Here is a 25336-nt window from a genome sequence, read left to right as displayed (position 1 = left end):
GAGTATCTTAGTGTCCCGTTCGTCTAGAGGCCTAGGACACCGCCCTTTCACGGCGGTAACAGGGGTTCGACTCCCCTACGGGATACCACGGGTCGTTAGCTCAGTCGGTAGAGCAGTTGACTTTTAATCAATTGGTCGCAGGTTCGAATCCTGCACGACCCACCATTTCCTTCCACAGGGAATTCTGTTTTGATTCTGCTTTTTCAAAAGCGGAGACAAACAAACTGTGGGCGATTAGCTCAGTTGGGAGAGCACCTGCCTTACAAGCAGGGGGTCACTGGTTCGAACCCGGTATCGCCCACCACTCTTTAAATGTTTTTGTGTCACCAAATGAAGCCTCCTCTTAATGTGGATGGTGGTTTTTCGACGCTGAAAGTCTTTAAAAAGTGGATTTCTCATCGGGAAATAACACTGCTCTTTAACAATTTGGAAAGCTGACAAAACAACAATTTATTGTTGTTTGTAAAGTTCTCAATGTTTGTCTTTAAGACAAACACCAACAAACACATTCAAGTGTTCTTGGGAATGTCACGTTTAGTGACGATTCAAAATTGAGTCCGGCAAATCAATGCTATCTCGCTCATTCAAATAATGAGATAGCGAACCTTGGTTGTTTAACGCAAAGACCCTTTCGGGTTGTATGGTTAAGTGACTAAGCGTACACGGTGGATGCCTTGGCAGTCAGAGGCGATGAAGGACGTAGTAACTTGCGATAAGCGGTGATGAGGCAGTAACAGCCACTTGAGTCACCGATTTCCGAATGGGGAAACCCACTGGCATAAGCCAGTATCGCTGCATGAATACATAGTGCAGCGAAGCGAACCGAGAACTGAAACATCTAAGTACCCCGAGGAAAAGAAATCAACCGAGATTCCGAAAGTAGCGGCGAGCGAAATTGGATTAGCCCTTAAGCTTTACATGCGTTAGACGAATGGTCTGGAAAGGCCAACGATACCGGGTGATAGTCCCGTAGTCATAGGCGCATGTTCAGTGAAATCGAGTAGGGCGGGACACGTGTTATCCTGTCTGAATATGGGGGACCATCCTCCAAGGCTAAATACTCCTGACTGACCGATAGTGAACCAGTACCGTGAGGGAAAGGCGAAAAGAACCCCTGTGAGGGGAGTGAAATAGAACCTGAAACCGTGTACGTACAAGCAGTAGGAGCACCTTCGTGGTGTGACTGCGTACCTTTGTATAATGGGTCAGCGACTTAATGTTAGTAGCAAGGTTAACCGCATAGGGGAGCCGTAGGGAAACCGAGTCTTAACTGGGCGTATAGTTGCTAGCATTAGACCCGAAACCGAGTGATCTAGCCATGGGCAGGTTGAAGGTTGAGTAACATCAACTGGAGGACCGAACCGACTAATGTTGAAAAATTAGCGGATGACTTGTGGCTAGGGGTGAAAGGCCAATCAAACTCGGAGATAGCTGGTTCTCCCCGAAAGCTATTTAGGTAGCGCCTCGGACGAATACTACTGGGGTAGAGCACTGTTAAGGCTAGGGGTCATCCCGACTTACCAACCCTTTGCAAACTCCGAATACCAGTAAGTACTATCCGGAGACACACGGCGGGTGCTAACGTCCGTCGTGGAGAGGGAAACAACCCAGACCGCCAGCTAAGGTCCCAAATTACAGCTAAGTGGGAAACGATGTGGGAAGGCTTAGACAGCTAGGATGTTGGCTTAGAAGCAGCCATCATTTAAAGAAAGCGTAATAGCTCACTAGTCGAGTCGGCCTGCGCGGAAGATGTAACGGGGCTAAGCTGTAAACCGAAGCTGGCAATGTGCTTTAGCACATTGGGTAGGGGAGCGTTCTGTAAGCCGTTGAAGGTGTGTTGTAAAGCATGCTGGAGGTATCAGAAGTGCGAATGCTGACATGAGTAACGACAAGGGGGTGAAAAACCTCCCCGCCGGAAGACCAAGGGTTCCTGTCCAACGTTAATCGGGGCAGGGTAAGTCGACCCCTAAGGCGAGGCCGAAAGGCGTAGTCGATGGGAAACGGGTTAATATTCCCGTACTGCTTATAATTGCGATGGGGGACGGAGAAGGCTAGGTGGGCCAGGCGACGGTTGTCCTGGTTCAAGTGCGTAGGCTGAGTGTTTAGGTAAATCCGATACTCTTAAGGCTGAGACACGACGTCGAGCTGCTACGGCAGTGAAGTCATTGATGCCCTGCTTCCAGGAAAAGCCTCTAAGCTTCAGATTATAAGCAATCGTACCCCAAACCGACACAGGTGGTCGGGTAGAGAATACCAAGGCGCTTGAGAGAACTCGGGTGAAGGAACTAGGCAAAATGGTACCGTAACTTCGGGAGAAGGTACGCTCTTGATGGTGAAGTCCCTCGCGGATGGAGCTGACGAGAGTCGCAGATACCAGGTGGCTGCAACTGTTTATTAAAAACACAGCACTGTGCAAAATCGCAAGATGACGTATACGGTGTGACGCCTGCCCGGTGCCGAAGGTTAATTGATGGGGTTAGACTTCGGTCGAAGCTCTTGATCGAAGCCCTGGTAAACGGCGGCCGTAACTATAACGGTCCTAAGGTAGCGAAATTCCTTGTCGGGTAAGTTCCGACCTGCACGAATGGCGTAATGATGGCCACGCTGTCTCCACCCGAGACTCAGTGAAATTGAAATCGCTGTGAAGATGCAGTGTACCCGCGGCTAGACGGAAAGACCCCGTGAACCTTTACTACAGCTTGGCACTGAACATTGACCCTACATGTGTAGGATAGGTGGGAGGCTTTGAAAACGTGACGCCAGTTGCGTTGGAGCCGTCCTTGAAATACCACCCTTGTATGTTTGATGTTCTAACGTTGGCCCCTTATCGGGGTCGCGGACAGTGCCTGGTGGGTAGTTTGACTGGGGCGGTCTCCTCCCAAAGAGTAACGGAGGAGCACGAAGGTGGGCTAATCACGGTTGGACATCGTGAGGTTAGTGCAATGGCATAAGCCCGCTTAACTGCGAGAATGACGGTTCGAGCAGGTGCGAAAGCAGGTCATAGTGATCCGGTGGTTCTGAATGGAAGGGCCATCGCTCAACGGATAAAAGGTACTCCGGGGATAACAGGCTGATACCGCCCAAGAGTTCATATCGACGGCGGTGTTTGGCACCTCGATGTCGGCTCATCACATCCTGGGGCTGAAGTCGGTCCCAAGGGTATGGCTGTTCGCCATTTAAAGTGGTACGCGAGCTGGGTTTAGAACGTCGTGAGACAGTTCGGTCCCTATCTGCCGTGGGCGTTGGAAGATTGAAGGGGCTGCTCCTAGTACGAGAGGACCGGAGTGGACGAACCTCTGGTGTTCGGGTTGTGTCGCCAGACGCATTGCCCGGTAGCTAAGTTCGGAATCGATAACCGCTGAAAGCATCTAAGCGGGAAGCGAGCCCTGAGATGAGTCTTCCCTGATACTTTAAGTATCCTAAAGGGTTGTTCGAGACTAGAACGTTGATAGGCAGGGTGTGTAAGCGCTGTGAGGCGTTGAGCTAACCTGTACTAATTGCCCGTGAGGCTTAACCATACAACACCCAAAGGGTTTTGGTGGACTCGATACAAGAACGAATTGAATGTGTTGAAAAGAACTTAAACAGCTTTCCAGATTATTCTCTAGAAATAGAGAGAAAGAATTTGCTTGGCGACCATAGCGTTTTGGACCCACCTGATTCCATCCCGAACTCAGAAGTGAAACGAAACAGCGTCGATGGTAGTGTGGGGTCTCCCCATGTGAGAGTAGAACATCGCCAGGCTTTAACTTGTTGTCTTTAGATTTTTAAGAAAAATCTGAAGACAAAAAAAGTAGACGAAACGTCTAACCAGACAGCGGAGCGGTAGTTCAGTCGGTTAGAATACCGGCCTGTCACGCCGGGGGTCGCGGGTTCGAGTCCCGTCCGCTCCGCCATTTATAAAGAGACCTTGCAAGATTGCAAGGCTTTGTCAAATCTGCAGGGGTGTAGCTCCAATTGGCAGAGCAGCGGATTCCAAATCCGCGTGTTGGGAGTTCGAATCTCTCCACCCCTGCCATATTTCCTTTCGGGGTATAGAAAGTCTCAACTTAGGTTGGGACTTTTTGCTATCTAGCGTTATGAAAAATAGATACTACCCGATCTCCTACCTATCAACCCCATCAGAAATACATCAGAAACGCTCATAATACCAATCTGGAAAATTAACTGGTCAGATTAATCCACTCTCTTGTACACATCTTGCTAACTCTATCTGTACTGTCCAAGAATCTATTCCAAGCCTTGCACACTTTCTCCACGATATCCTCATAATCGGTAAAACTCTGATTGGCAAGAGAGTGTTGTCTGAGCCAGCTCCACACTTGTTCTATCGGGTTTAGCTCTGGTGAATAGGGCGGGATCTTGATGATACTGACATTGCTAAACGGTTCTGCAATGTCATTGGTATGCCAACTCGCCCCATCCATAATGATGACGGCATGACGCCCTTTTTCAGTGATTGCCGATATTTGCTTTAAATGCTCGATCATGATCTCTTTATTAACCCAAGGAACGACCATCGCTTCGCCAATTCCTCTCGCGGGACAGACAGAACCAAACAGATACGCATATTCAAATTGTTGTTGCTTCACGGCTCGGGGGCGTGTTCCTTTCTCTGCCCATAACCGTGTTGTCGTGTTTTGTTGCCCAAATCTGGCTTCATCTTGAAACCAGACATCAACATGCTCTAGAGCGATATGTCCTGGGATCTTCAGGATCGTTTCAATTTTGAATTTTTTTAAAATCGTCTTGGACTTCTTGAGATTGCTTGGGGTGTTTTGAGCGGGAAGTTATCCATGAAAAGCCCATGTGGTCGAGCAGGTAATAGATAGAATCAGGGTGGTAGTGCTGGCCAAATTCTTTCACGATATAAGCGTGGATGTCGGCCCCAGTCAGTCGTCCGCCTTGTGTATCATTGGCTTTATCTTTTATGTATTGGCTCAATTGCTCTCTTTGCTCAAAAGTTAAGAAGGGGGGGGGCGTCCCGTTCTTGGCTTTTCCTTCAGCCCTTCTAATCCTTCTTCAAGAAAAGTGTGAACCCACTTATTAACACTGGTTCGGCTCACCATAAGAAACTTGGCGATTTGGGTGCGAGAGTGTCCCTCTTTGAAATGAGCGAGGGCCAGCAATCTCATTTTCATCTGAATAGATTTCTGCTGGCTTGCGAGCTTTTTAAAGTCGATATTATTGAGACTGTCCATAGCGAATAAGTTTTATCGTTGAATGGCCTCAATTAGATCACATTTTTACTTATATTGGTATGACATTGCTAAACGGTTCTGCAATGTCATTGGTATGCCAAATCGCCCCATCCATAATGATGACGGCATGACGCCCTTTTTCAGTGATTGCCGATATTTGCTTTAAATGCTCGATCATGATCTCTTTATTAACCCAAGGAACAACCATCGCTTCGCCAATTCCTCTCGCGGGACAGACAGAACCAAACAGATACGCATATTCAAATTGTTGTTGCTTCACGGCTCTGGGACGGGTTCCTTTCTCTGCCCAGAACCGTGTTGTGGTGTTTTGCTGGCCAAATCTGGCTTCATCCTGAAGCCAGATATCAACACGCTCTAAAGCGATGTGTCCTGGGATCTTCAGGATCGTTTCAATTTTGAATTTTTTTAAAATCGTCTTGGACTTCTTGAGATTGCTTGGGGTGTTTTGAGCGGGAAGTTATCCATGAAAAGCCCATGTGGTCGAGCAGGTAATAGATAGAATCAGGGTGGTAGTGCTGGCCAAATTCTTTCACGATATAAGCGTGGATGTCGGCCCCAGTCAGTCGTCCGCCTTGTGTATCATTGGCTTTATCTTTTATGTATTGGCTCAATTGCTCTCTTTGCTCAAAAGTTAAGAAGGGGGGGGGGCGTCCCGTTCTTGGCTTTTCCTTCAGCCCTTCTAATCCTTCTTCAAGAAAAGTGTGAACCCACTTATTAACACTGGTTCGGCTCACCATAAGAAACTTGGCGATTTGGGTGCGAGAGTGTCCATCTTTGAAATGAGCGAGGACCAGCAATCTCATTTTCATCCGAATAGATTTCTGCTGGCTTGCGAGCTTTTTAAAGTCGATATTATTGAGACTGTCCATAGCGAATAAGTTTTATCGTTGAATGGCCTCAATTAGATCACATTTTTACTTAGATTGGTATAAGCGTGGATGTCGGCCCCGGTAAGTCGTCCGCCCTGTGTATTATCAGCCTTGTCTTTTATGTATTGGCTTTCTAAGAGACAGGGTTGTTGTCTAAAAGATGAAAAATGGCCTTAACAAGATTAAGGCCAGAAGGGAAGTAGGAAAATTATGATTAAAGAATTCTCTTTAATACACCATCGGCTTTGATACGAGTGATCTTACGTACGAGCTTCTGAACCACCAGTGGATAGTCTTCGACTTTCTCTAACTGCTTGTATGTGCAGACGAGTTGGGTGTGCTGCAAAATATTTTCTATTTCAGCTTCAAATTTATCGGTTAACTGTGCGTAATCATCACGAATCAAGAGGCCGTTTTCTAGGTCTAGAGCCCAAGCGCGTGGATTCAAGTTATTACCAGTTAGTAGCATGTAGCGTTTATCCACCCAAATGCCTTTGAGATGGAAGCTGTTGTCGTCATGTTTCCAAAGGCGAATCGAGAGATTTCTTGCAGCAATCTGTGCTTCAAATGCCTTGGCAAATTTGCGTAGGTTAACTTCGTATAAATAGGGCAGACCGCCGATGGTCTTAAACTCTTTGTCTGGCGCGATGTAAAAATCGTTTGCCGTTTTATCACCTACCACAATGGTGACTTTAACACCGCGCTTGAGTGCTCGTTTGATCCCTCGCGCAATTTCTTTAGGGAAATTGAAGTAAGGGGTGCAAATGAAAATTTCGTTTTGCGCCGCTTCAATGAGTTTGGCGACATTTTGGTTGAGCAAGTTGCGGCGTTTGCCTAAGCCCACCAGTGGTGTGATGTAAAATTGGTCTTTTTCGGCCACTTGCCTGTCAAAATGGTATCGGGCTTGAGCCAGTGAAGAGCGCAGTTGACGTATCGCCGCTTTGATCTCTTTGGTTTCGGGTTTATTGCTACAACAAAGGTCGTTGACTGCGGGGTGTGCGATAATTTGCTGCTGTACAAAATTAACCATGCTGTCAGCTAATATCTCATTTTGAATCAAATGATAACGATCAAAACGATAGCGTTCGCTATATTGCAAATAGACATTATTGAGGCTGGCACCGCTGTAGATTACGGTGTCATCAATTACGAATCCTTTTAGGTGAAGCACGCCGAAGACTTCTCGTCCTCGCACCGGGATGCCATACACAGGAATCTTATGTTGATATTTTTGCGCATAAGCTTTGTAGAGTGCCGCATTACCTTCGGACTTCTCTGCGCCGATCAATCCACGTTGGGCTCTGTGCCAGTCAACACAAACATTGATATCAAGGCCGGGGTTACGTTGCTTGGCTTCATAAAGCGCGGTGAGAATTTCTCTTCCTGCTTCATCGTCTTCTAAGTAGAGCGCAACCAGATAAATACGAGACGTCGCTTTTGCGATTTCCTCCAATAAACGGATTCTGAAGTCTTTTGCCGAGTGAAGAACTTCCAGAGCGTCTGCATTTACAGCGACTGCCGGAAGCTGGGCAAACGGATTCCTGCTAGTCATCATATGGGGTGTATTACCTTAGTTATGTGCAGTATTGCGAGTTGGCCATTCTAGCAAACATCTTAAATTCATTGCCAGAAATGCTAGGGCTGTTTGCATTTAATCATCGATGAATTGCATTGGAATGAGATCTTTACCACTTTCACAGTAGCGCAGGTACCTGTGTTTCAGAGAGTTAGGGATAGCATCAACGTCAATGGTCTTAAAGCCATGCTGCGCATAAAAGGGCGGTAAATGCCGGTAAGCAAAGCAATAACAGTGATTTTTGAGAATACTTTCCTGGCAATAAGACAAAAGCGTGTGACCAACGCCCTGCTCTCTGTGCGCAGGGACGACTAACATACCAGTCAGTAATAAATATTCTTCTATCGGTTTAAAACGAACCAATCCAACTATTTGATTCTCTTTATAAGCGACAACAATGTGTTCTTCTTTTTTGGCTTTTGCACCGGGATAGTATGCCTTGTACAGTTTTTTCACCAAAGGGAGCTTAATGGGGTCTAGTCGTTCAATGCGGATTGTGTGTGCCATGGCGACTGCGTCTTGGGTTGAAGTCATGTAGAATGGCCTCAGTTTAAGTTACGACGAAGACCTCATGCAAATTCAACATCATGCTTCTTTAAAGCCTTACCACACCTTCGCCATCGAGCAGTACTGCGATCATTTGGTTGAAGTGAGATCTCTTGATGAGTTAATTGACATTTACTCGAATACCGCTTTGGCTGGATTGCCCAAGCTGGTGTTAGGAAAGGGCAGTAATATGCTGTTTACGCAGCCCTTTGCTGGCGTAGTCATTATTAATCGCCTGATGGGAAAGACGCTAACGCAAGATGACGAACACTACTATTTGTACGTCGCTGGCGGCGAAGATTGGCCGCAGTTGGTTAAATGGTGCGTGGAGCAAGGTATCGGCGGATTAGAAAATTTAGCCTTGATCCCCGGCTGTGCTGGTTCGGCGCCGATCCAGAATATTGGTGCTTATGGCGTCGAGCTAAAAGATGTCTGTGATTATGTCGATATCATTTCGCTTGAGGATTATTCGCCACGCCGATTGACTGCGGATGAATGTCACTTCGGCTACCGAGATTCCACATTTAAACATCAGTGGTATGGACGCTGTGTGATTGTCGGCTTGGGACTTAAGTTGAAAAAAAACTGGATGGCCGTGAACAGTTATGGTCCGCTTCAGAACATTCCCGCACATGAGCTGACGCCTAAGCGTATTTATGACACTGTCTGTCAAGTGCGTATGCAAAAGCTGCCAGATCCAGCACAGTTTGGCAATGCAGGCAGCTTTTTTAAAAACCCGGTCATTGATGCGCAGCACTTTGCTCATTTACAGAAACAGTTTCCGAACATCGTCGCCTATCCTGCGGGCGATAAAGTGAAAGTGGCGGCGGGCTGGCTGATTGAGCATTGTCAGCTCAAAGGCGTGATGATTGGCGGCGCGCAGGTGCATCCCGATCAGGCGCTGGTTTTGATTAATGCTGCTGAGTGCAGCGCACAAGATGTGATTGCACTGGCTGGGCTGGTGTGTGATCGGGTCTGGGAGACGTATCAAATCGCACTGGAACACGAAGTCCGTTTTATGGGGCGTCATGCAGAAACCACACTAGAACAGGTAAGACGATGAGAAAAGAACACACCGTTAAACTGCATTTACTCAGTAAGCTGGCGGATGGAGACTTCCATTCTGGTGAAGCGCTCGGGCAAGAATTGGGCATGTCGCGAGCGGCCATCGCCAAGCACATCAACGGTATGCAGGAATGGGGGCTGGACATTTATCGCATTCAAGGGCGGGGCTATCAGCTTGCACAGCCGTTATATTTGCTTGATGAAGCGCGATTACAAGCTGACAGCATGGCTTCCGTTGAACTGATTCCGGTGATCGATTCCACCAATCAGTACCTACTTAATCGTATCGGAGAGCTTGAGTCGGGCCATGTCTGCCTCGCAGAGTATCAGTCAAAAGGGCGTGGGCGCAGAGGTCGACAGTGGTTTTCCCCTTTTGGTGCCAATCTCTACATGTCTATGTATTGGAAACTGGATGCGGGGATGGCGGCCGCCATGGGGCTGAGCTTAGTTGTCGGCATTGCTGCGGTAGAAGCATTGGAATCGTTGGGCATACAAGGTGTCAAACTCAAGTGGCCAAACGATGTCTATTATCAGGATAAGAAACTGGCGGGCATTTTAGTTGAAATGTCTGGTCAAGCGGGTGGGGCGGCACATCTGGTGATCGGTATGGGGCTGAACATTCAGATGCAAGAGAGTAAAGACAGCATCGATCAACCATGGACAGCACTAAACCAGATTGATAGCGCGACGCCGATAGATCGCAACCAATTGGCTCTAGCACTGATGTGCAGCTGGCAGCGAGCGTTAAAAGAGTACGAATTGTGTGGTATGACTGGGTTTGTTGAGCGTTGGAACCGCTTAGATAACTTTCGCGGTCGTCAGGTCAAGTTGCTGATGGGCGCTCGAGAAGTGTATGGCGAGGTGGTTGGTATCGACAATCAGGGCGGGGTACTGCTTAGCTCGGCCAATGGGGTTCAGAGTTACCTCGGCGGCGAGATATCGCTACGCCCAGTGAACAAGTAAGCAGAAGGTTATTATTTCCTCACCAACACTTCTTCGACTGAGTGATTTGGCCCTTTTCGTAAGATCAACTGCGCCCTTTCTTTGGTCGGTAGAATGTTTTCTTGAAGATTCAACCCATTAATATCACGCCAAATTTGCTGAGCTTTGGCGATCGCTTGCTGTTCAGAGAGTTGAGTGTAGTGACTAAAGTAGGAACCGGGCTCAGTGAACGCACCTTTACGGAACTTAAGAAAGCGTTCGATGTACCACTGCTCAATGATCTCGCAAGGCGCATCGACGTAAATCGAAAAATCGAGAAAGTCAGAGACAAACACACGATGCGGATCATGGGGATAGTCCATGCCACTTTGTAAAACATTGAGCCCTTCAATAATCAACACGTCTGGACAATCAATACTTTTCAACTCATCAGTGATGTCATAAGTGATATGCGAATAAACCGGAACTGTTAGGTCTGGTTTGCCAGCCTTCACATCCGAGACGAACTGGACAAGGCGTTTCATATCATACGACTCAGGAAAGCCTTTACGGTGCATAATACCGCGCTCATCCAGTACCTTTTTCGGGTAGAGAAAACCATCGGTGGTGACTAACTCCACTTTCGGATGATTTTCCCAACGTGCAAGCAGTGCACGTAGCACACGGGCGGTGGTGCTCTTTCCCACAGCCACACTGCCTGCAATGCCGATCACAAATGGTGGGGCATGCTCTTCATTATTGAGGAAATTGTGCAGCACAGAGTTACGACTCTGCCTTGCTTGGACATAGAGGTTAAGTAGACGAGCCAGCGGTAGGTAAACCTCAACGGCTTCCTGCATTGTCAGGTTCTCATTGATCCCCTGCAACGCTTTTAAGTCAACTTCAGACAGTGTCATTGGCACTGAGTTGCGTAAATCAGACCAATTCGCGCGACTGAATGACATAAATGGGCTCATACTCTTCTCGCCATGTCCATTTGAATCCTAAAAGATGATGCAAAATACATCATGAACTCGAGAATGCAAATCACAATAGTAAAACTGCTGTTTAAAAAGCGAGACCTGTATGATTTTGCAGCAAATGATTGCCTTTAAACAAATTTTGGCGCTTTTTTGCAAGAAAGCTATTGCAAGCGAAGAGAACATTCACTAGAATGCGCTCCACTTATGCCGACTTAGCTCAGTAGGTAGAGCAACTGACTTGTAATCAGTAGGTCACCAGTTCGATTCCGGTAGTCGGCACCATTTTCTCTCGGAGTATGCTCCAAGCAAAGAAAATGGATAAAAATTTGGAGGGGTTCCCGAGTGGCCAAAGGGAGCAGACTGTAAATCTGCCGGCTCCGCCTTCGATGGTTCGAATCCGTCCCCCTCCACCATATTCTTAAGGAAATAGCTCTCAGAGTTACGTGTTGCGGGCATCGTATAATGGCTATTACCTCAGCCTTCCAAGCTGATGATGCGGGTTCGATTCCCGCTGCCCGCTCCACTCTAATTTGAGTGCTGATATAGCTCAGTCGGTAGAGCGCATCCTTGGTAAGGATGAGGTCGGCAGTTCGATTCTGCCTATCAGCACCAGCACTCTTGCGTTTCCTTTTGAGTACTAAATTCGCCATTATTGGTTGCGTGGTCATTCAAGCCACCTAAATCCGTACCTAGAGGGACAACTCATGTCTAAAGAAAAATTTGAACGTACGAAACCGCACGTAAACGTTGGTACTATCGGCCACGTTGACCACGGTAAAACAACTCTAACTGCAGCTATCTGTACAACTCTTGCTAAAGTTTACGGCGGTAAAGCACGTGACTTCGCATCTATCGATAACGCACCAGAAGAGCGTGAGCGTGGTATCACAATCTCTACTTCACACGTAGAGTACGACACACCAAACCGTCACTACGCACACGTAGACTGTCCTGGACACGCTGACTATGTTAAAAACATGATCACTGGTGCAGCACAGATGGACGGCGGTATCCTAGTTGTTGCAGCAACAGATGGCCCAATGCCACAAACTCGTGAGCACATCCTACTAGGCCGTCAGGTTGGTATCCCATACATCATCGTATTCATGAACAAATGTGACATGGTTGACGATGAAGAGCTTCTAGAGCTAGTCGAAATGGAAGTTCGTGAACTTCTGTCTGAGTACGACTTCCCAGGTGATGACCTACCAGTTATCCAAGGTTCTGCACTAGGCGCACTAAACGGCGAAGAGCAGTGGGAAGCGAAAATCGTAGAACTAGCAGAAGCGCTAGACAACTACATCCCAGAGCCAGAGCGTGCAGTAGACATGCCGTTCCTGATGCCAATCGAAGACGTATTCTCAATCCAAGGTCGTGGTACAGTAGTAACTGGCCGTATCGAGCGCGGTATCCTGAAAGTGGGTGACGAAGTTGCTATCGTAGGTATCAAAGACACTACGACAACTACCTGTACTGGTGTTGAGATGTTCCGTAAACTGCTAGACGAAGGTCGTGCGGGTGAGAACGTTGGTGCGCTACTACGTGGTACTAAGCGTGATGAAGTAGAACGTGGCCAAGTACTTGCTAAGCCAGGTTCAATCACTCCACACACTAAGTTCGAGTCAGAAGTATACGTACTGTCTAAAGATGAAGGTGGCCGTCATACTCCATTCTTCAAAGGCTACCGTCCACAGTTCTACTTCCGTACAACTGACGTAACTGGTAACATCGAACTACCAGAAGGCGTAGAAATGGTAATGCCAGGCGACAACATCAAGATGATTGTTGAGTTGATCGCACCAATCGCGATGGACGAAGGTCTACGTTTCGCGATCCGTGAAGGCGGCCGTACAGTAGGTGCTGGTGTTGTTGCGAAAATCTTTGAATAAGATTTGACGAACCAGTAGTAAAAAGGGCATCATTTGATGCCCTTTTTCTACGCTCAATATAATCTTTGCTGCTTTCTTAGGCAGGGTTATCTTGAGTGAAGAATTGTGATTGAGCAATGTTGCTTGGTCGTAAGAGTGCGCTGAGCTTGAATTCAGCGATATGGTGTTCGCCCTGCAACAGCGGGGCCGTTGTCGTCTATAGTAAGACTTGTGACAGGTTGGTTTTATGAAAGCAAATAATGCTGAAACTCCTGATAGCTCAAGTGCAGCGGATACATTTAAGTGGGTAATCACTTTCGTACTGCTTGCTGCCGCTGTTGTGGGTAATTACCTGTATGGTGAAATGTCTGTAGTGGTCCGTGCTGCAGGTGTAATTGTGTTGATTGCTGCCGCGCTTGGTGTTGCTGCAACAACGTCAAAAGGCAAAGAAGCGATCGCTTTTGCACGCGAATCCCGTATGGAAGTTCGCAAGGTGGTTTGGCCGACTCGTCAGGAAACCATGCAAACTACTTTGATCGTTTTAGCCGTAAGTATTGTAATGGCTCTGGTACTGTGGGGCATTGACGGAATTATGGTTCGTCTAATTGCTTTCGCAACCGGAGTATAGAGGGTTTAAATTCATGAGTGAAGCTCCTAAAAAACGCTGGTATGTGGTTCAAGCCTTCTCTGGATTTGAAGGCCGTGTCGCCCAGTCTCTTCGTGAGTACATTAAAATGCATGGCATGGAAGAGCACTTTGGTGAAGTTCTTGTGCCGACTGAAGAAGTCGTTGAAATGCGCGCTGGTCAGCGTCGCAAATCTGAGCGCAAGTTCTTCCCGGGCTACGTCCTCGTTCAGATGATTATGAATGATGAATCATGGCACCTGGTTCGCAGTGTGCCGCGTGTCATGGGCTTCATTGGTGGCACTTCCGATCGTCCTGCTCCTATCACTGATAAAGAGGCAGACGCCATTCTTAACCGTCTCGAGAAAGCCAGCGAAGCACCTCGCCCACGAACTATGTACGAAGTGGGAGAAGTGGTTCGCGTCAACGAAGGTCCGTTTGCGGACTTCAACGGCACGGTTGAAGAAGTGGATTACGATAAGAGCCGCGTAAAAGTCTCTGTGTCGATTTTTGGTCGTGCGACACCGGTTGAGCTTGAATTTGGTCAAGTGGAAAAGCTTGATTAAAAAAACACCTTTTTAAGGGTTGTCTGAGGCGCGAATTATGACTATAATTTCGCGCCTTTTTACTTCAAAGTGAAGTAGAGAGAATTGTTAATCACGGGGAGCTGATCGGCGATCAGCGTCTGAACCCAAATATTTAGGTATTATCATGGCTAAGAAAGTTGAAGCTTATATCAAGCTGCAAGTTGCTGCTGGTATGGCAAACCCAAGTCCACCAGTTGGTCCTGCACTAGGTCAACGTGGTGTTAACATCATGGAATTCTGTAAAGCGTTTAACGCGAAAACAGAATCAATGGAAAAAGGTCTTCCTGTTCCTGTTGTTATCACTGTATACAGCGATCGTTCTTTCACGTTCGTAACTAAGACTTCTCCAGCAGCAGTTCTTCTGAAGAAAGCAGCAGGTATCAAGTCTGGTTCAGGTCGTCCAAACACTGAAAAAGTGGGCACTGTAACTGACGCTCAAATCCAAGAAATTGCAGAAGCGAAAGCGGCTGACATGACTGGTGCTGACATCGAAGCGATGAAGCGTTCTATCGCAGGTACTGCTCGTTCAATGGGCCTAGTGGTAGAGGGTTAATATCATGGCAAAACTAACTAAGCGCATGCGCGTAATCCGCGAAAAAGTTGATGCAACTCGTGAATACGACATCAACGAAGCTGTTGCTCTACTGAAAGAACTGGCTACTGCTAAGTTTGTTGAGTCTGTAGACGTTGCTGTTAACCTAGGCATCGACGCTCGTAAATCTGACCAAAACGTACGTGGTGCAACTGTACTTCCACACGGTACTGGCCGTGACATCCGCGTTGCAGTATTTGCACAAGGTGCAAACGCTGAAGCCGCTAAAGCAGCTGGCGCAGATCTGGTTGGTATGGAAGATCTTGCTGAGCAAGTGAAAAAAGGCGTAATGGACTTTGACGTAGTGGTTGCTTCTCCAGATGCAATGCGCGTTGTAGGTCAACTAGGTACTATCCTAGGTCCTCGCGGTCTAATGCCAAACCCTAAAGTGGGTACTGTAACGCCTAACGTTGCTGAAGCGGTTAAGAACGCGAAAGCAGGTCAGGTTCGTTACCGTAACGACAAAAACGGCATCATCCACTCTACTATCGGTAAAGCTGACTTCTCTGCAGAGCAGATCAAAGAGAACCTAGAAGCACTTCTAGTGGCTCTGAAGAAAGCGAAGCCATCTTCAGCGAAAGGTACTTTCCTGAAGAAAGTAAGCATCTCTACCACTATGGGTGCTGGTGTTGCTGTTGATCAGGCTAGCCTGAGCACTCAAGCATAATCTATTTGCTTAGGCGCAAAAATTATGTATAATTTTGCGCCTAATATTTGTGGTTGGGGCTGAAGCTTGGTTCTTTAAGTAATTTTTTACTTGGTTGAATTAAGACCCAGTCTCCGTCCAAGACCGTAGGTGTTTATCTTAAGATAAACTTAATTGTCCTACGTAGATGGTGCCCGAACTGACAGAAAGCTCTATGTAAATAGTTACCTTTCTTCTGGGAAAAGCACCTCAATAGCTCTCACTGTTGTGATAATAGTGAGTGGTGTAACAACAACCAGGAGTTAATCCAAGATGGCTTTAAATCTTCAAGACAAAAAAGCAATTGTTGCTGAAGTCAACGAAGCAGCCGCTGGTGCACTTTCTGCAGTTGTAGCTGATTCTCGTGGCGTTGAAGTTGGCGCAATGACTTCTCTACGTAAACAAGCTCGTGAAGCGGGCGTTTACATGAAAGTCGTGCGTAACACACTAGCACGTCGTGCGGTTGAAGGTACTCAGTACGAGTGTCTAACAGAGACTTTTACTGGTCCTTCTCTAATCGCGTTCTCTAACGAGCACCCAGGTGCTGCAGCGCGTCTTTTCAAAGACTTCGCTAAAGAGAACAAAAACTTCGAGATCAAAGCTGCTGCATTTGAAGGCGCGCTAACTGACGCTGAAGTACTAGCAACACTACCAACTTACGACGAAGCAATCGCACGTCTGATGATGTGTCTGAAAGAAGCTTCTGCTGGCAAGCTGGTACGTACTATCGCTGCTGTCCGCGATCAAAAAGAAGCTGCGTAATTCGCATTGCTTTTTACTGGTTGCTTAATAAACTTATTGTTGACTTAAAAGAGAATTGTTATGTCTATTACTAACGAGCAAATCCTAGACGCTATCGCAGAAATGTCTGTAACACAAGTTGTTGAACTGATCTCTGCAATGGAAGAAAAATTCGGTGTTACTGCTGCAGCTGCAGTTGTAGCAGGTGGCCCAGCAGCAGCAGCTGTTGAAGAGCAAACTGAATTCAACGTAATCCTAACTTCTGCTGGCGCAAACAAAGTATCTGTGATCAAAGCAGTACGTGGCGCAACTGGTCTAGGCCTGAAAGAAGCGAAAGCTCTAGTTGACGGCGCTCCAGCATCTGTTAAAGAAGCTGTATCTAAAGAAGAAGCAGAAGCACTGAAGAAAGAGCTTGAAGAAGCTGGTGCAGCTGTTGAAGTTAAGTAATTCCTACTTAATTTCTTAGCCTAACGGCTATTGGCTGGTGGTTTAATAACCACCGGCCTTTTTGCGCTGTAGGGTATAGGCGAATTTTCCCGCTGTTTAAGCGCCTGATATCCATGCAAAAAACATTTCATTCAATCGCAATGAAGTGTCACTACAGTAAACAGCCATTTAGTCACTGTCCCTTACCCCCCTTAAGTAACTAGGTGTGGGCGGACAGTTTGGGTCACTTATCAGCGAGCTGAGGAACCCCATGGTTTACTCTTATACCGAGAAAAAGCGCATCCGTAAGGACTTTGGTACTCGTCCACAAGTTTTGGACATTCCATACCTGCTATCGATCCAGCTCGATTCGTTCGACAAATTTATCGAACAGGATCCTGAGGGGCAATACGGTCTTGAGGCTGCTTTCCGTTCTGTATTCCCTATTCAGAGTTACAACGGTAATTCAGAGCTGCAATACGTTAGCTACCGTCTTGGTGAGCCAGTTTTTGATGTTAAAGAATGTCAAATTCGTGGCGTAACTTATTCAAAACCACTGCGCGTTAAATTGCGCCTGGTGATCTTCGATAAAGACGCACCAGCAGGTACTGTCAAAGACATTAAAGAACAAGAAGTCTACATGGGTGAAATCCCACTCATGACGGACAATGGTACCTTCGTAATCAACGGTACCGAGCGAGTTATCGTATCCCAGCTGCACCGAAGCCCAGGTGTGTTCTTCGACAGCGATAAGGGTAAGACTCACTCTTCAGGTAAAGTTCTCTACAACGCGCGCATCATTCCTTACCGTGGTTCATGGCTTGACTTTGAGTTCGATCCTAAGGACAACCTGTACGTACGTATCGACCGCCGTCGTAAGTTGCCGTCAACGATCATTCTTCGTGCACTGGGCAAGACCACCGCAGAGATCTTGGACATGTTCTTCGAAAAAGTGAATTTCGAAGTGAAAGATCAGACGCTGATGATGGAACTGGTTCCAGAACGTCTACGTGGTGAAACGGCTTCTTTTGATATTGAAGCAAACGGCAACGTTTACATCGAAAAAGGTCGTCGTGTAACGGCTCGTCATATCCGCCAGCTAGAGAAAGATGGCGTTGATCACATCGAAGTACCTGTTGAGTACATCGTTGGCAAAGTTTCTTCAAAAGATTACATCAATGAAGCGACTGGCGAGATCATTGTTGCGGCGAACCAAGAAATCAGCCTAGAAGCGTTGGCTAACCTGTCGCAAGCAGGTCACAAGTCGTTGCAAGTTCTGTTTACCAACGATCTTGACCACGGTCCATTCATGTCAGAAACCCTACGTATTGACAGCACGGTTGATCGTATTTCTGCACTGGTAGAAATCTACCGCATGATGCGCCCTGGTGAGCCACCAACGAAAGAAGCGGCAGAAGCCCTATTTGAAAGCCTGTTCTTCTCTGAAGAGCGTTACGACCTGTCGACTGTTGGCCGCATGAAGTTCAACAGCTCTATTGGTCGTGAAGACGCGCAAGAGCAAGGCACTCTTGACGAAACTGATATCGTCGAGGTGATGAAAAAGCTTATCGCTATCCGCAACGGCATCGGTGAAGTGGACGATATCGACCACCTAGGTAACCGTCGTATCCGTAGCGTTGGCGAAATGGCCGAAAACCAATTCCGTGTTGGCCTTGTTCGTGTTGAGCGTGCAGTGAAAGAGCGTCTAAGCCTAGGCGACCTTGATGCGGTAATGCCACAAGACTTGATCAATGCCAAGCCAATCTCTGCGGCAGTGAAAGAGTTCTTCGGCTCTTCTCAGCTGTCTCAGTTTATGGACCAGAACAACCCACTATCAGAAGTCACGCACAAGCGTCGTATTTCTGCCTTGGGTCCTGGCGGTCTGACTCGTGAGCGTGCTGGCTTTGAAGTTCGAGACGTACACGTAACGCACTACGGCCGTCTATGTCCTATCGAAACGCCTGAAGGTCCGAACATCGGTCTTATCAACTCGCTGTCTGCGTTTGCTCGTTGTAACGAGTACGGTTTCCTTGAAACCCCATACCGCCGTGTTATCGATGGGATCGTGACAGACGAAGTGGATTACCTATCGGCTATCGAAGAAGGCCAATTCGTTATCGCTCAGGCGAACGCCGCGCTAACGGAAGAAGGTACTTTCGCCGATGAACTGATCACCGCTCGTCAGAAAGGTGAATCGGGTCTACACCCACGCGAACATGTTGACTACATGGACGTTGCGACTAACCAGGTGGTATCGATCGCGGCATCGCTGATCCCATTCCTGGAACACGACGATGCGAACCGTGCCTTGATGGGTGCGAACATGCAACGTCAGGCCGTACCAACACTGAAAGCAGACAAGCCTTTGGTTGGTACAGGTATTGAGCGTAACGTAGCAGTGGACTCTGGTGTAACCGCGGTGGCGAAACGCGGCGGTATTATCCAGTCTGTTGATGCTTCTCGTATCGTGGTTAAGGTTAACGAAGAAGAATTGATCCCTGGTGAAGCGGGTATCGATATCTACAACCTAACCAAATATACCCGTTCTAACCAAAACACCTGTATCAACCAGCGTCCATGTGTGATGCCGGGTGAGCCAGTACTGCGTGGTGATGTGCTTGCTGACGGTCCTTCGACCGATCTTGGTGAGCTTGCACTTGGTCAGAACATGCGTATCGCGTTCATGCCTTGGAACGGTTACAACTTCGAAGACTCGATCTTAGTCTCCGAGCGCGTTGTTCAAGAAGACCGTTTCACGACTATCCACATTCAAGAACTGACTTGTGTGGCGCGTGATACTAAGCTGGGTTCTGAAGAGATCACAGCGGATATTCCAAACGTCGGTGAATCGGCTCTGTCTAAACTGGACGAGTCAGGTATCGTTTATATCGGTGCAGAAGTGAAGGGTGGTGACATCCTTGTGGGTAAAGTGACGCCGAAAGGTGAAACTCAGCTCACTCCTGAAGAGAAGCTGCTACGCGCTATCTTCGGTGAAAAAGCGTCTGACGTTAAAGATACTTCACTGCGTGTACCAAACTCAGTTTCAGGTACCATCATTGATGTTCAAGTCTTCACTCGCGATGGCGTAGAGAAAGATAAGCGTGCGCTTGAAATTGAACACATGCAGTTGAAAGAAGCGAAGAAAGACCTAACAGAAGAGTTCCAAATTCTGGAAGGCGGTCTTCTAAACCGTGTGAAAGCCGTGCTTCTTTCTGGCGGTTACTCTGAAGCGAAACTTGACGGTACTGAACGTAAGAAATGGCTAGAGCTGACTCTGGAAGATGACGCACTGCAAACTCAGCTTGAGCAACTTGCAGAGCAGTACGATGAGCTGAAAGCAGACTTCGATAAGAAGTTTGAAACCAAGCGTCGTAAGATCACTCAAGGTGATGACCTAGCGCCTGGCGTACTGAAGATCGTGAAAGTTTACCTCGCGGTGAAACGTCGTATCCAGCCTGGTGATAAGATGGCGGGTCGTCACGGTAACAAGGGTGTAATCTCGAAGATCAACCCTGTTGAAGACATGCCATACGATGAAAACGGTCAGCCAGTTGATATCGTACTGAACCCACTGGGTGTACCTTCGCGTATGAACATCGGTCAGATCCTAGAAGTTCACTTAGGTCTGGCTGCGAAAGGTATCGGCGACAAGATCAACCAGATGGTTAAAGAGCAGCAAGAACTGGCGAAATTCCGCGAATTCCTGCAAAAAGTTTACGACCTAGGCGAAACTCGCCAGAAAGTAGACATTGCTTCTCTGTCTGATGATGAAGTTCGTACTCTGGTTCACAACCTACGTGGCGGTCTACCGATCGCGACTCCGGTCTTTGATGGTGCGTCTGAGAAGTCAATTAAAGAGCTTCTAAAACTGGCGGATCTACCTGAGTCTGGTCAGCTTACACTGTTTGATGGCCGTACCGGTGATGCATTTGAGCGTCCGGTTACTGTCGGCTACATGTACATGCTGAAACTTAACCACTTGGTTGATGACAAGATGCACGCTCGTTCAACGGGTTCGTACAGCCTAGTCACTCAGCAGCCACTGGGTGGTAAAGCTCAGTTCGGTGGTCAGCGTTTCGGTGAGATGGAAGTATGGGCACTGGAAGCATACGGTGCGGCTTACACGCTACAAGAAATGCTAACCGTTAAGTCGGACGACGTGAACGGCCGTACTAAGATGTATAAGAACATCGTAGATGGTAACCACGCGATGGAACCTGGCATGCCAGAATCGTTCAACGTACTGTTGAAAGAGATCCGCTCGCTGGGTATCAACATCGAGCTAGAAGACGAAGAGTAATCCTTCCGGGTTATTTGGTAGAAAGTAGTCTGTCGAGAGGCAGGCTACTTTTAACTCCTTACAGGAGCTGATTGTGAAAGACTTATTAAACTTTCTGAAAGCACAGCATAAGACCGAAGAATTTGATGCAATCAAAATCGGTCTGTCTTCACCAGACATGATTCGTTCATGGTCTTTTGGTGAAGTGAAAAAACCTGAAACGATCAACTATCGTACGTTCAAACCTGAGCGCGATGGTCTGTTCTGTGCGCGTATCTTTGGCCCGGTAAAAGACTACGAGTGTCTTTGTGGCAAATATAAGCGTCTCAAGCACCGTGGCGTGATCTGTGAGAAGTGTGGCGTTGAAGTTACGCAAACTAAAGTTCGTCGTGACCGTATGGGCCACATCGAGCTAGCTTCTCCAGTGGCTCACATCTGGTTCCTGAAATCACTACCGTCTCGTATCGGTCTGCTGATGGATATCCCACTACGTGATATCGAACGCGTTCTGTACTTCGAAATGTACGTAGTGACTGAACCGGGCATGACGGATCTTGAAAAAGGTCAAATGCTGACGGAAGAAGAGTATCTGGATCGCCTAGAAGAGTGGGGCGACGAGTTCACGGCTAAGATGGGTGCGGAAGCGATCAAGGACCTACTAGGTTCGATGGATCTGCACGCCGAAGCTGAGCAGATGCGCGAAGAGCTCGATACCACTAACTCTGAAACTAAGCGTAAGAAGCTAACTAAGCGCCTGAAGCTAGTAGAAGCGTTCGTGCAATCTGGCAACAACCCAGAGTGGATGATCCTCACCGTTCTTCCAGTTCTGCCGCCGGATCTTCGTCCTCTAGTACCGCTAGATGGCGGCCGTTTTGCCACGTCTGATCTGAACGATCTATACCGTCGTGTGATCAACCGTAACAACCGTTTGAAGCGTCTTCTAGAGCTCGCTGCTCCGGACATCATCGTACGTAACGAAAAACGTATGCTGCAAGAGTCTGTTGATGCGCTACTAGACAACGGTCGTCGCGGTCGCGCGATCACAGGTTCGAACAAGCGTCCTCTGAAATCTCTTGCTGATATGATCAAGGGTAAACAGGGTCGTTTCCGTCAGAACCTACTAGGTAAACGTGTAGACTACTCTGGCCGTTCTGTAATCACAGTAGGTCCATACCTGCGTCTGCATCAGTGTGGTCTTCCTAAGAAGATGGCACTTGAGCTATTCAAACCATTCATCTACAGCAAGCTTGAGACTCGTGGCCTAGCGACGACAATCAAAGCAGCGAAGAAGATGGTTGAGCGTGAAGAAGCGGTGGTTTGGGATATCCTAGACGAAGTGATCCGTGAACACCCAGTGCTACTTAACCGTGCACCAACACTTCACCGTCTTGGTATCCAAGCGTTCGAACCAGTGCTGATCGAAGGTAAAGCGATTCAGCTACACCCACTTGTGTGTGCGGCGTACAACGCGGACTTCGACGGTGACCAAATGGCGGTTCACGTACCTCTAACGCTAGAGGCACAGCTTGAAGCTCGTACTCTGATGATGTCGACAAACAACATTCTGTCGCCAGCGTCAGGCGACCCTATCATCGTACCTTCTCAGGACGTGGTATTGGGTCTGTACTACATGACTCGTGAAATGATCAACGCGAAAGGCGAAGGCATGTACCTAGCCGGTCCTGCTGAAGCGGAAAAAGCATACCGCACTAAGACAGCGGCACTGCATGCGCGCGTTAAAGTTCGTATCACAGAGACTGTGGTAGACGAAGATGGTCACAGCACAACAGAAACCAAGATGGTGGATACCACTATCGGCCGTGCCATGTTGTGGCAAATCGTACCGAAAGGCCTACCGTTCAGCATCGTTAACCAAAAGCTAGGTAAGAAGCAGATTTCTAACCTACTTAACGAGGCATACCGTAAGCTCGGTCTGAAAGACACAGTAATCTTCGCTGACCAAATCATGTACACCGGTTTTGCTTACGCAGCACTGTCTGGCGTATCAGTTGGTATCGACGATATGGTTGTGCCACCTGCTAAGTACACTGAAATCGCAGAAGCGGAAGAAGAAGTACGCGAAATCCAAGAACAGTACCAATCTGGTCTGGTAACGGCAGGCGAACGCTACAACAAAGTGATCGATATTTGGGCATCGACCAACGATCGCGTTGCGAAAGCGATGATGGAGAACCTTTCTTCTGAAACGGTCATCAACCGTGATGGTGAAGAAGAGCAACAAGAGTCATTCAACAGCATCTACATGATGGCGGACTCGGGCGCTCGTGGTTCTGCAGCTCAGATTCGTCAGCTAGCGGGTATGCGTGGTCTGATGGCGCGTCCAGATGGTTCAATCATCGAAACGCCAATCACGGCAAACTTTAAAGAAGGTCTGAACGTACTTCAGTACTTTATCTCAACGCACGGTGCTCGTAAGGGTCTGGCGGATACGGCACTGAAAACAGCGAACTCGGGTTACCTAACTCGTCGTCTCGTTGACGTTGCACAAGACGTGGTGGTTTACGAACACGACTGTGGCACCCCAGAAGGCATTGAAATGATGCCGCACATCGAGGGTGGTGACGTTAAAGTTGCGCTAACTGAACTTGCTCTTGGCCGTGTGGTGGCAGAAGACATCGTTAAGCCAGGCACAGAAGAAGTTCTGATCCCACGCAATACGCTGTTGGATGAGAAATGGTGCCAGATCATCAACGAAAACTCAGTTGATAAGATCAAAGTACGTTCAGTGGTAACCTGTGATTCAGACTACGGTTGTTGTGCACTGTGTTACGGCCGTGACCTAGCGCGTGGTCACCTAGTGAACCAAGGCGAAGCCGTCGGCGTTATCGCCGCTCAGTCTATCGGTGAACCGGGTACACAGCTAACGATGCGTACGTTCCACATCGGTGGTGCGGCATCGACAGCGGCAGCGGAAAACAGCATCCAAGTGAAGAACAACGGCTCTGTGAAGCTGAACAATGCGAAGTTCGTTGTGAACAAAGCGGGCAAACTGGTTATCACTTCGCGTGCATCTGAACTGACCATTATGGATGAGTTCGGCCGTACCAAAGAGAAACACAAACTGCCTTACGGTTCGACACTGAACAAAGCGGATGGCGATGCAGTAACGGCTGGTGAAACGGTCGCGAACTGGGAAGCGCACACCATGCCAATCATCACTGAAGTGGCAGGTCGTGTTCAATTCGTTGACATGATTGATGGTGTGACTGTTTCACGTCAAACCGATGATCTGACTGGTCTATCTTCAAGCGAAGTGACCGATGCGGCGGCTCGTCCAGCGGCAGGTAAAGATATGCGTCCAGCGATCAAACTTGTCGACGAGAAAGGCAAAGATGTGGTGATCCCGGGTACCGATATGCCGGCGCAGTACTTCCTGCCTGGTAAAGCGATCGTCAACATTGAAGATGGCACCGAAGTGGGTATCGGTGACACGCTCGCTCGTATTCCTCAGAAATCGGGCGGTAACAAGGACATCACCGGTGGTCTACCGCGCGTTGCTGACTTGTTCGAAGCGCGTCGACCAAAAGAGCCAGCAATTCTTGCTGAACACACAGGTACAGTAAGCTACGGTAAAGAAACCAAAGGTAAGCGTCGCTTGATCATTACTCGTGAGGGTGGTGATACGTATGAAGAGATGATTCCTAAGCACCGTCAGCTGAACGTATTTGAAGGTGAGCGTGTGGAACGTGGCGATGTTATCGCTGATGGTCCAGAAGCGCCACACGATATCCTGCGTCTACGTGGCATCCACGCTGTGACGCAGTACATCGCCAATGAAGTTCAGGAAGTTTACCGTTTGCAAGGCGTTAAGATTAACGACAAGCACATCGAAACCATCGTTCGTCAGATGCTTCGTAAGTGTACTATTACTCATGCTGGTGACTCTGAGTTCCTACCAGGTGAGACAGTAGAATACGCGCAAGTGAAGATTGCTAACCGCAATCTAGAAGCGGAAGGCAAAGAGCAAGCGCGTTTCGAGCGTGAGCTGCTAGGTATTACCAAAGCATCTCTTGCTACTGAGTCGTTTATCTCAGCGGCATCGTTCCAAGAAACCACTCGCGTACTAACAGAAGCGGCAGTTTCTGGTAAGCGTGATGATCTGCGTGGTCTGAAAGAGAACGTAATCGTTGGCCGTCTGATCCCGGCTGGTACTGGTTTTGCGTACCACCAAGAGCGCCAAGCGAAACGTGCGCAAGCGCAGGAAGGTCCATCGGCTGCACAAGCAACTGATAACCTTGCAGCACTGCTAAACGCAGGCTTCTCTTCAGACGATTAATCGTTGAGAAATCAAAAAGGCACCTTCGGGTGCCTTTTTTGTTGCTGCTTTTACC

16 protein-coding genes, 9 tRNA genes, 2 rRNA genes and 1 pseudogene are annotated in these 25336 nt (G+C 48.0%); 22 read left to right on the top strand and 6 right to left on the bottom strand.

What is annotated here, in order from left to right; translation table 11 throughout:
• Nucleotides 1-12 precede the first annotated feature (12 nt).
• The 7 genes from I3X05_RS15930 (at nucleotide 13) to I3X05_RS15900 (ending at nucleotide 4018) form a co-directional block, all read left to right on the top strand.
• Nucleotides 13-88 (top strand) — tRNA-Glu (locus I3X05_RS15930).
• A 1-nt stretch (nucleotide 89) separates the two neighbouring features.
• Nucleotides 90-165, top strand: a tRNA-Lys gene (locus I3X05_RS15925).
• A 63-nt stretch (nucleotides 166-228) separates the two neighbouring features.
• Nucleotides 229-304 (top strand) — tRNA-Val (locus I3X05_RS15920).
• Between the two features lie 338 nt (nucleotides 305-642).
• Nucleotides 643-3518 (top strand): 23S ribosomal RNA (locus I3X05_RS15915).
• Between the two features lie 110 nt (nucleotides 3519-3628).
• A 5S ribosomal RNA gene (rrf, locus tag I3X05_RS15910) occupies nucleotides 3629-3744 on the top strand.
• Between the two features lie 75 nt (nucleotides 3745-3819).
• Nucleotides 3820-3896: transfer RNA gene (locus I3X05_RS15905), tRNA-Asp, on the top strand.
• A gap of 45 nt (nucleotides 3897-3941) precedes the next feature.
• A tRNA-Trp gene (locus I3X05_RS15900) sits at nucleotides 3942-4018 on the top strand.
• A gap of 145 nt (nucleotides 4019-4163) precedes the next feature.
• Here I3X05_RS15900 and I3X05_RS15895 read toward each other — a convergent pair.
• The 5 genes and pseudogenes from I3X05_RS15895 to I3X05_RS15875 all read right to left on the bottom strand — a co-directional run bounded on the left by I3X05_RS15895 (nucleotide 4164) and on the right by I3X05_RS15875 (nucleotide 8201).
• A pseudogene (locus I3X05_RS15895) lies at nucleotides 4164-5201 on the bottom strand (IS630 family transposase).
• A gap of 49 nt (nucleotides 5202-5250) precedes the next feature.
• The gene (locus tag I3X05_RS15890; RefSeq protein WP_337971199.1) at nucleotides 5251-5565 is read right to left on the bottom strand and encodes a transposase; all 315 of its coding nucleotides are present in this window, start codon (nucleotides 5563-5565) and stop codon (nucleotides 5251-5253) included.
• 46 nt (nucleotides 5566-5611) lie between these two features.
• A complete protein-coding gene (locus I3X05_RS15885; protein WP_193158231.1) occupies nucleotides 5612-6091 on the bottom strand; it encodes an IS630 family transposase in 480 nt (159 codons plus the stop codon).
• 214 nt (nucleotides 6092-6305) lie between these two features.
• Nucleotides 6306-7646, bottom strand: coding sequence for a CDP-diacylglycerol--serine O-phosphatidyltransferase (gene pssA, locus I3X05_RS15880; protein WP_045570849.1), 1341 nt, complete (start codon nucleotides 7644-7646; stop codon nucleotides 6306-6308).
• A gap of 96 nt (nucleotides 7647-7742) precedes the next feature.
• Nucleotides 7743-8201, bottom strand: a complete 459-nt coding sequence (locus tag I3X05_RS15875) for a GNAT family N-acetyltransferase (protein ID WP_226971503.1) — start codon at nucleotides 8199-8201, stop codon at nucleotides 7743-7745.
• 37 nt (nucleotides 8202-8238) lie between these two features.
• On the opposite strand from I3X05_RS15875, the gene murB reads away from it, so the two are divergent.
• Together murB and birA are read left to right on the top strand one after the other, a co-directional pair.
• The gene (murB, locus tag I3X05_RS15870) at nucleotides 8239-9276 is read left to right on the top strand and encodes a UDP-N-acetylmuramate dehydrogenase (protein WP_337970854.1); all 1038 of its coding nucleotides are present in this window, start codon (nucleotides 8239-8241) and stop codon (nucleotides 9274-9276) included.
• Nucleotides 9273-10241 (top strand): bifunctional biotin--[acetyl-CoA-carboxylase] ligase/biotin operon repressor BirA, encoded by a 969-nt coding sequence (gene birA, locus I3X05_RS15865; RefSeq protein ID WP_045570851.1) that lies wholly within the window; start codon nucleotides 9273-9275, stop codon nucleotides 10239-10241. Before murB ends, birA begins: the two co-directional genes overlap by 4 nt.
• Nucleotides 10242-10252: 11 nt before the next feature.
• Here the strand turns inward: birA and coaA are convergent, their stop codons facing one another.
• Nucleotides 10253-11176 carry a type I pantothenate kinase gene (gene coaA, locus I3X05_RS15860; RefSeq protein WP_045570852.1) on the bottom strand — a complete coding sequence of 308 codons (924 nt, stop codon included), beginning with the start codon at nucleotides 11174-11176 and terminating at the stop codon, nucleotides 10253-10255.
• 212 nt (nucleotides 11177-11388) lie between these two features.
• Here coaA and I3X05_RS15855 point away from each other — a divergent pair.
• From I3X05_RS15855 to rpoC, 13 genes are all read left to right on the top strand, one after another.
• Nucleotides 11389-11464 (top strand) — tRNA-Thr (locus tag I3X05_RS15855).
• A gap of 46 nt (nucleotides 11465-11510) precedes the next feature.
• Nucleotides 11511-11595: transfer RNA gene (locus I3X05_RS15850), tRNA-Tyr, on the top strand.
• A gap of 35 nt (nucleotides 11596-11630) precedes the next feature.
• Nucleotides 11631-11705 (top strand) — tRNA-Gly (locus tag I3X05_RS15845).
• 13 nt (nucleotides 11706-11718) lie between these two features.
• Nucleotides 11719-11794, top strand: a tRNA-Thr gene (locus I3X05_RS15840).
• Nucleotides 11795-11886: 92 nt separating this feature from the next.
• The gene (tuf, locus tag I3X05_RS15835; protein ID WP_337970853.1) at nucleotides 11887-13071 is read left to right on the top strand and encodes an elongation factor Tu; all 1185 of its coding nucleotides are present in this window, start codon (nucleotides 11887-11889) and stop codon (nucleotides 13069-13071) included.
• A gap of 226 nt (nucleotides 13072-13297) precedes the next feature.
• Entirely contained in the window at nucleotides 13298-13678 is a 381-nt protein-coding gene (gene secE, locus I3X05_RS15830; protein WP_039431528.1) for a preprotein translocase subunit SecE, read from the top strand.
• 13 nt (nucleotides 13679-13691) lie between these two features.
• Complete coding sequence (gene nusG, locus I3X05_RS15825) at nucleotides 13692-14240, top strand: transcription termination/antitermination protein NusG (RefSeq protein WP_337970852.1); 549 nt, start codon at nucleotides 13692-13694, stop codon at nucleotides 14238-14240.
• A 145-nt stretch (nucleotides 14241-14385) separates the two neighbouring features.
• Nucleotides 14386-14814 carry a 50S ribosomal protein L11 gene (gene rplK, locus I3X05_RS15820; protein WP_011079197.1) on the top strand — a complete coding sequence of 143 codons (429 nt, stop codon included), beginning with the start codon at nucleotides 14386-14388 and terminating at the stop codon, nucleotides 14812-14814.
• A 4-nt stretch (nucleotides 14815-14818) separates the two neighbouring features.
• On the top strand, nucleotides 14819-15520 hold the full coding sequence (gene rplA / locus I3X05_RS15815) for a 50S ribosomal protein L1 (protein WP_045569338.1): 702 nt from the start codon (nucleotides 14819-14821) through the stop codon (nucleotides 15518-15520).
• A gap of 291 nt (nucleotides 15521-15811) precedes the next feature.
• On the top strand, nucleotides 15812-16300 hold the full coding sequence (gene rplJ, locus I3X05_RS15810) for a 50S ribosomal protein L10 (protein ID WP_039431520.1): 489 nt from the start codon (nucleotides 15812-15814) through the stop codon (nucleotides 16298-16300).
• Nucleotides 16301-16360: 60 nt separating this feature from the next.
• On the top strand, nucleotides 16361-16726 hold the full coding sequence (rplL, locus tag I3X05_RS15805) for a 50S ribosomal protein L7/L12 (RefSeq protein WP_045569337.1): 366 nt from the start codon (nucleotides 16361-16363) through the stop codon (nucleotides 16724-16726).
• A 250-nt stretch (nucleotides 16727-16976) separates the two neighbouring features.
• Nucleotides 16977-21005 (top strand): DNA-directed RNA polymerase subunit beta, encoded by a 4029-nt coding sequence (rpoB, locus tag I3X05_RS15800; protein ID WP_045569336.1) that lies wholly within the window; start codon nucleotides 16977-16979, stop codon nucleotides 21003-21005.
• Nucleotides 21006-21078: 73 nt separating this feature from the next.
• Entirely contained in the window at nucleotides 21079-25281 is a 4203-nt protein-coding gene (gene rpoC, locus I3X05_RS15795; RefSeq protein ID WP_045569335.1) for a DNA-directed RNA polymerase subunit beta', read from the top strand.
• The last annotated feature ends 55 nt before the right edge of the window (nucleotides 25282-25336 follow it).

The organism is Vibrio navarrensis, assembly GCF_015767675.1.
Taxonomy (GTDB): Bacteria; Pseudomonadota; Gammaproteobacteria; order Enterobacterales; family Vibrionaceae; genus Vibrio.
The sequence above is the reverse complement of the archived record's forward strand: the minus strand, read 5'-3'. Positions and strand labels throughout refer to the sequence as shown.

What these genes read in the sequence shown, in the direction of transcription:
- rpoB (WP_045569336.1), top strand. Translation starts at nt 16,977, where the DNA reads ATGGTTTACTCTTATACCGAGAAAAAGCGCATCCGTAAGGACTTTGGT.
- rplA (WP_045569338.1), top strand. Translation starts at nt 14,819, where the DNA reads ATGGCAAAACTAACTAAGCGCATGCGCGTAATCCGCGAAAAAGTTGAT.
- I3X05_RS15875 (WP_226971503.1), bottom strand. Translation starts at nt 8,201, where the DNA reads ATGACTTCAACCCAAGACGCAGTCGCCATGGCACACACAATCCGCATT.
- secE (WP_039431528.1), top strand. Translation starts at nt 13,298, where the DNA reads ATGAAAGCAAATAATGCTGAAACTCCTGATAGCTCAAGTGCAGCGGAT.
- rplL (WP_045569337.1), top strand. Translation starts at nt 16,361, where the DNA reads ATGTCTATTACTAACGAGCAAATCCTAGACGCTATCGCAGAAATGTCT.
- coaA (WP_045570852.1), bottom strand. Translation starts at nt 11,176, where the DNA reads ATGAGCCCATTTATGTCATTCAGTCGCGCGAATTGGTCTGATTTACGC.
- nusG (WP_337970852.1), top strand. Translation starts at nt 13,692, where the DNA reads ATGAGTGAAGCTCCTAAAAAACGCTGGTATGTGGTTCAAGCCTTCTCT.
- rplJ (WP_039431520.1), top strand. Translation starts at nt 15,812, where the DNA reads ATGGCTTTAAATCTTCAAGACAAAAAAGCAATTGTTGCTGAAGTCAAC.
- murB (WP_337970854.1), top strand. Translation starts at nt 8,239, where the DNA reads ATGCAAATTCAACATCATGCTTCTTTAAAGCCTTACCACACCTTCGCC.
- birA (WP_045570851.1), top strand. Translation starts at nt 9,273, where the DNA reads ATGAGAAAAGAACACACCGTTAAACTGCATTTACTCAGTAAGCTGGCG.
- I3X05_RS15885 (WP_193158231.1), bottom strand. Translation starts at nt 6,091, where the DNA reads ATGGACAGTCTCAATAATATCGACTTTAAAAAGCTCGCAAGCCAGCAG.
- tuf (WP_337970853.1), top strand. Translation starts at nt 11,887, where the DNA reads ATGTCTAAAGAAAAATTTGAACGTACGAAACCGCACGTAAACGTTGGT.
- rplK (WP_011079197.1), top strand. Translation starts at nt 14,386, where the DNA reads ATGGCTAAGAAAGTTGAAGCTTATATCAAGCTGCAAGTTGCTGCTGGT.
- pssA (WP_045570849.1), bottom strand. Translation starts at nt 7,646, where the DNA reads ATGATGACTAGCAGGAATCCGTTTGCCCAGCTTCCGGCAGTCGCTGTA.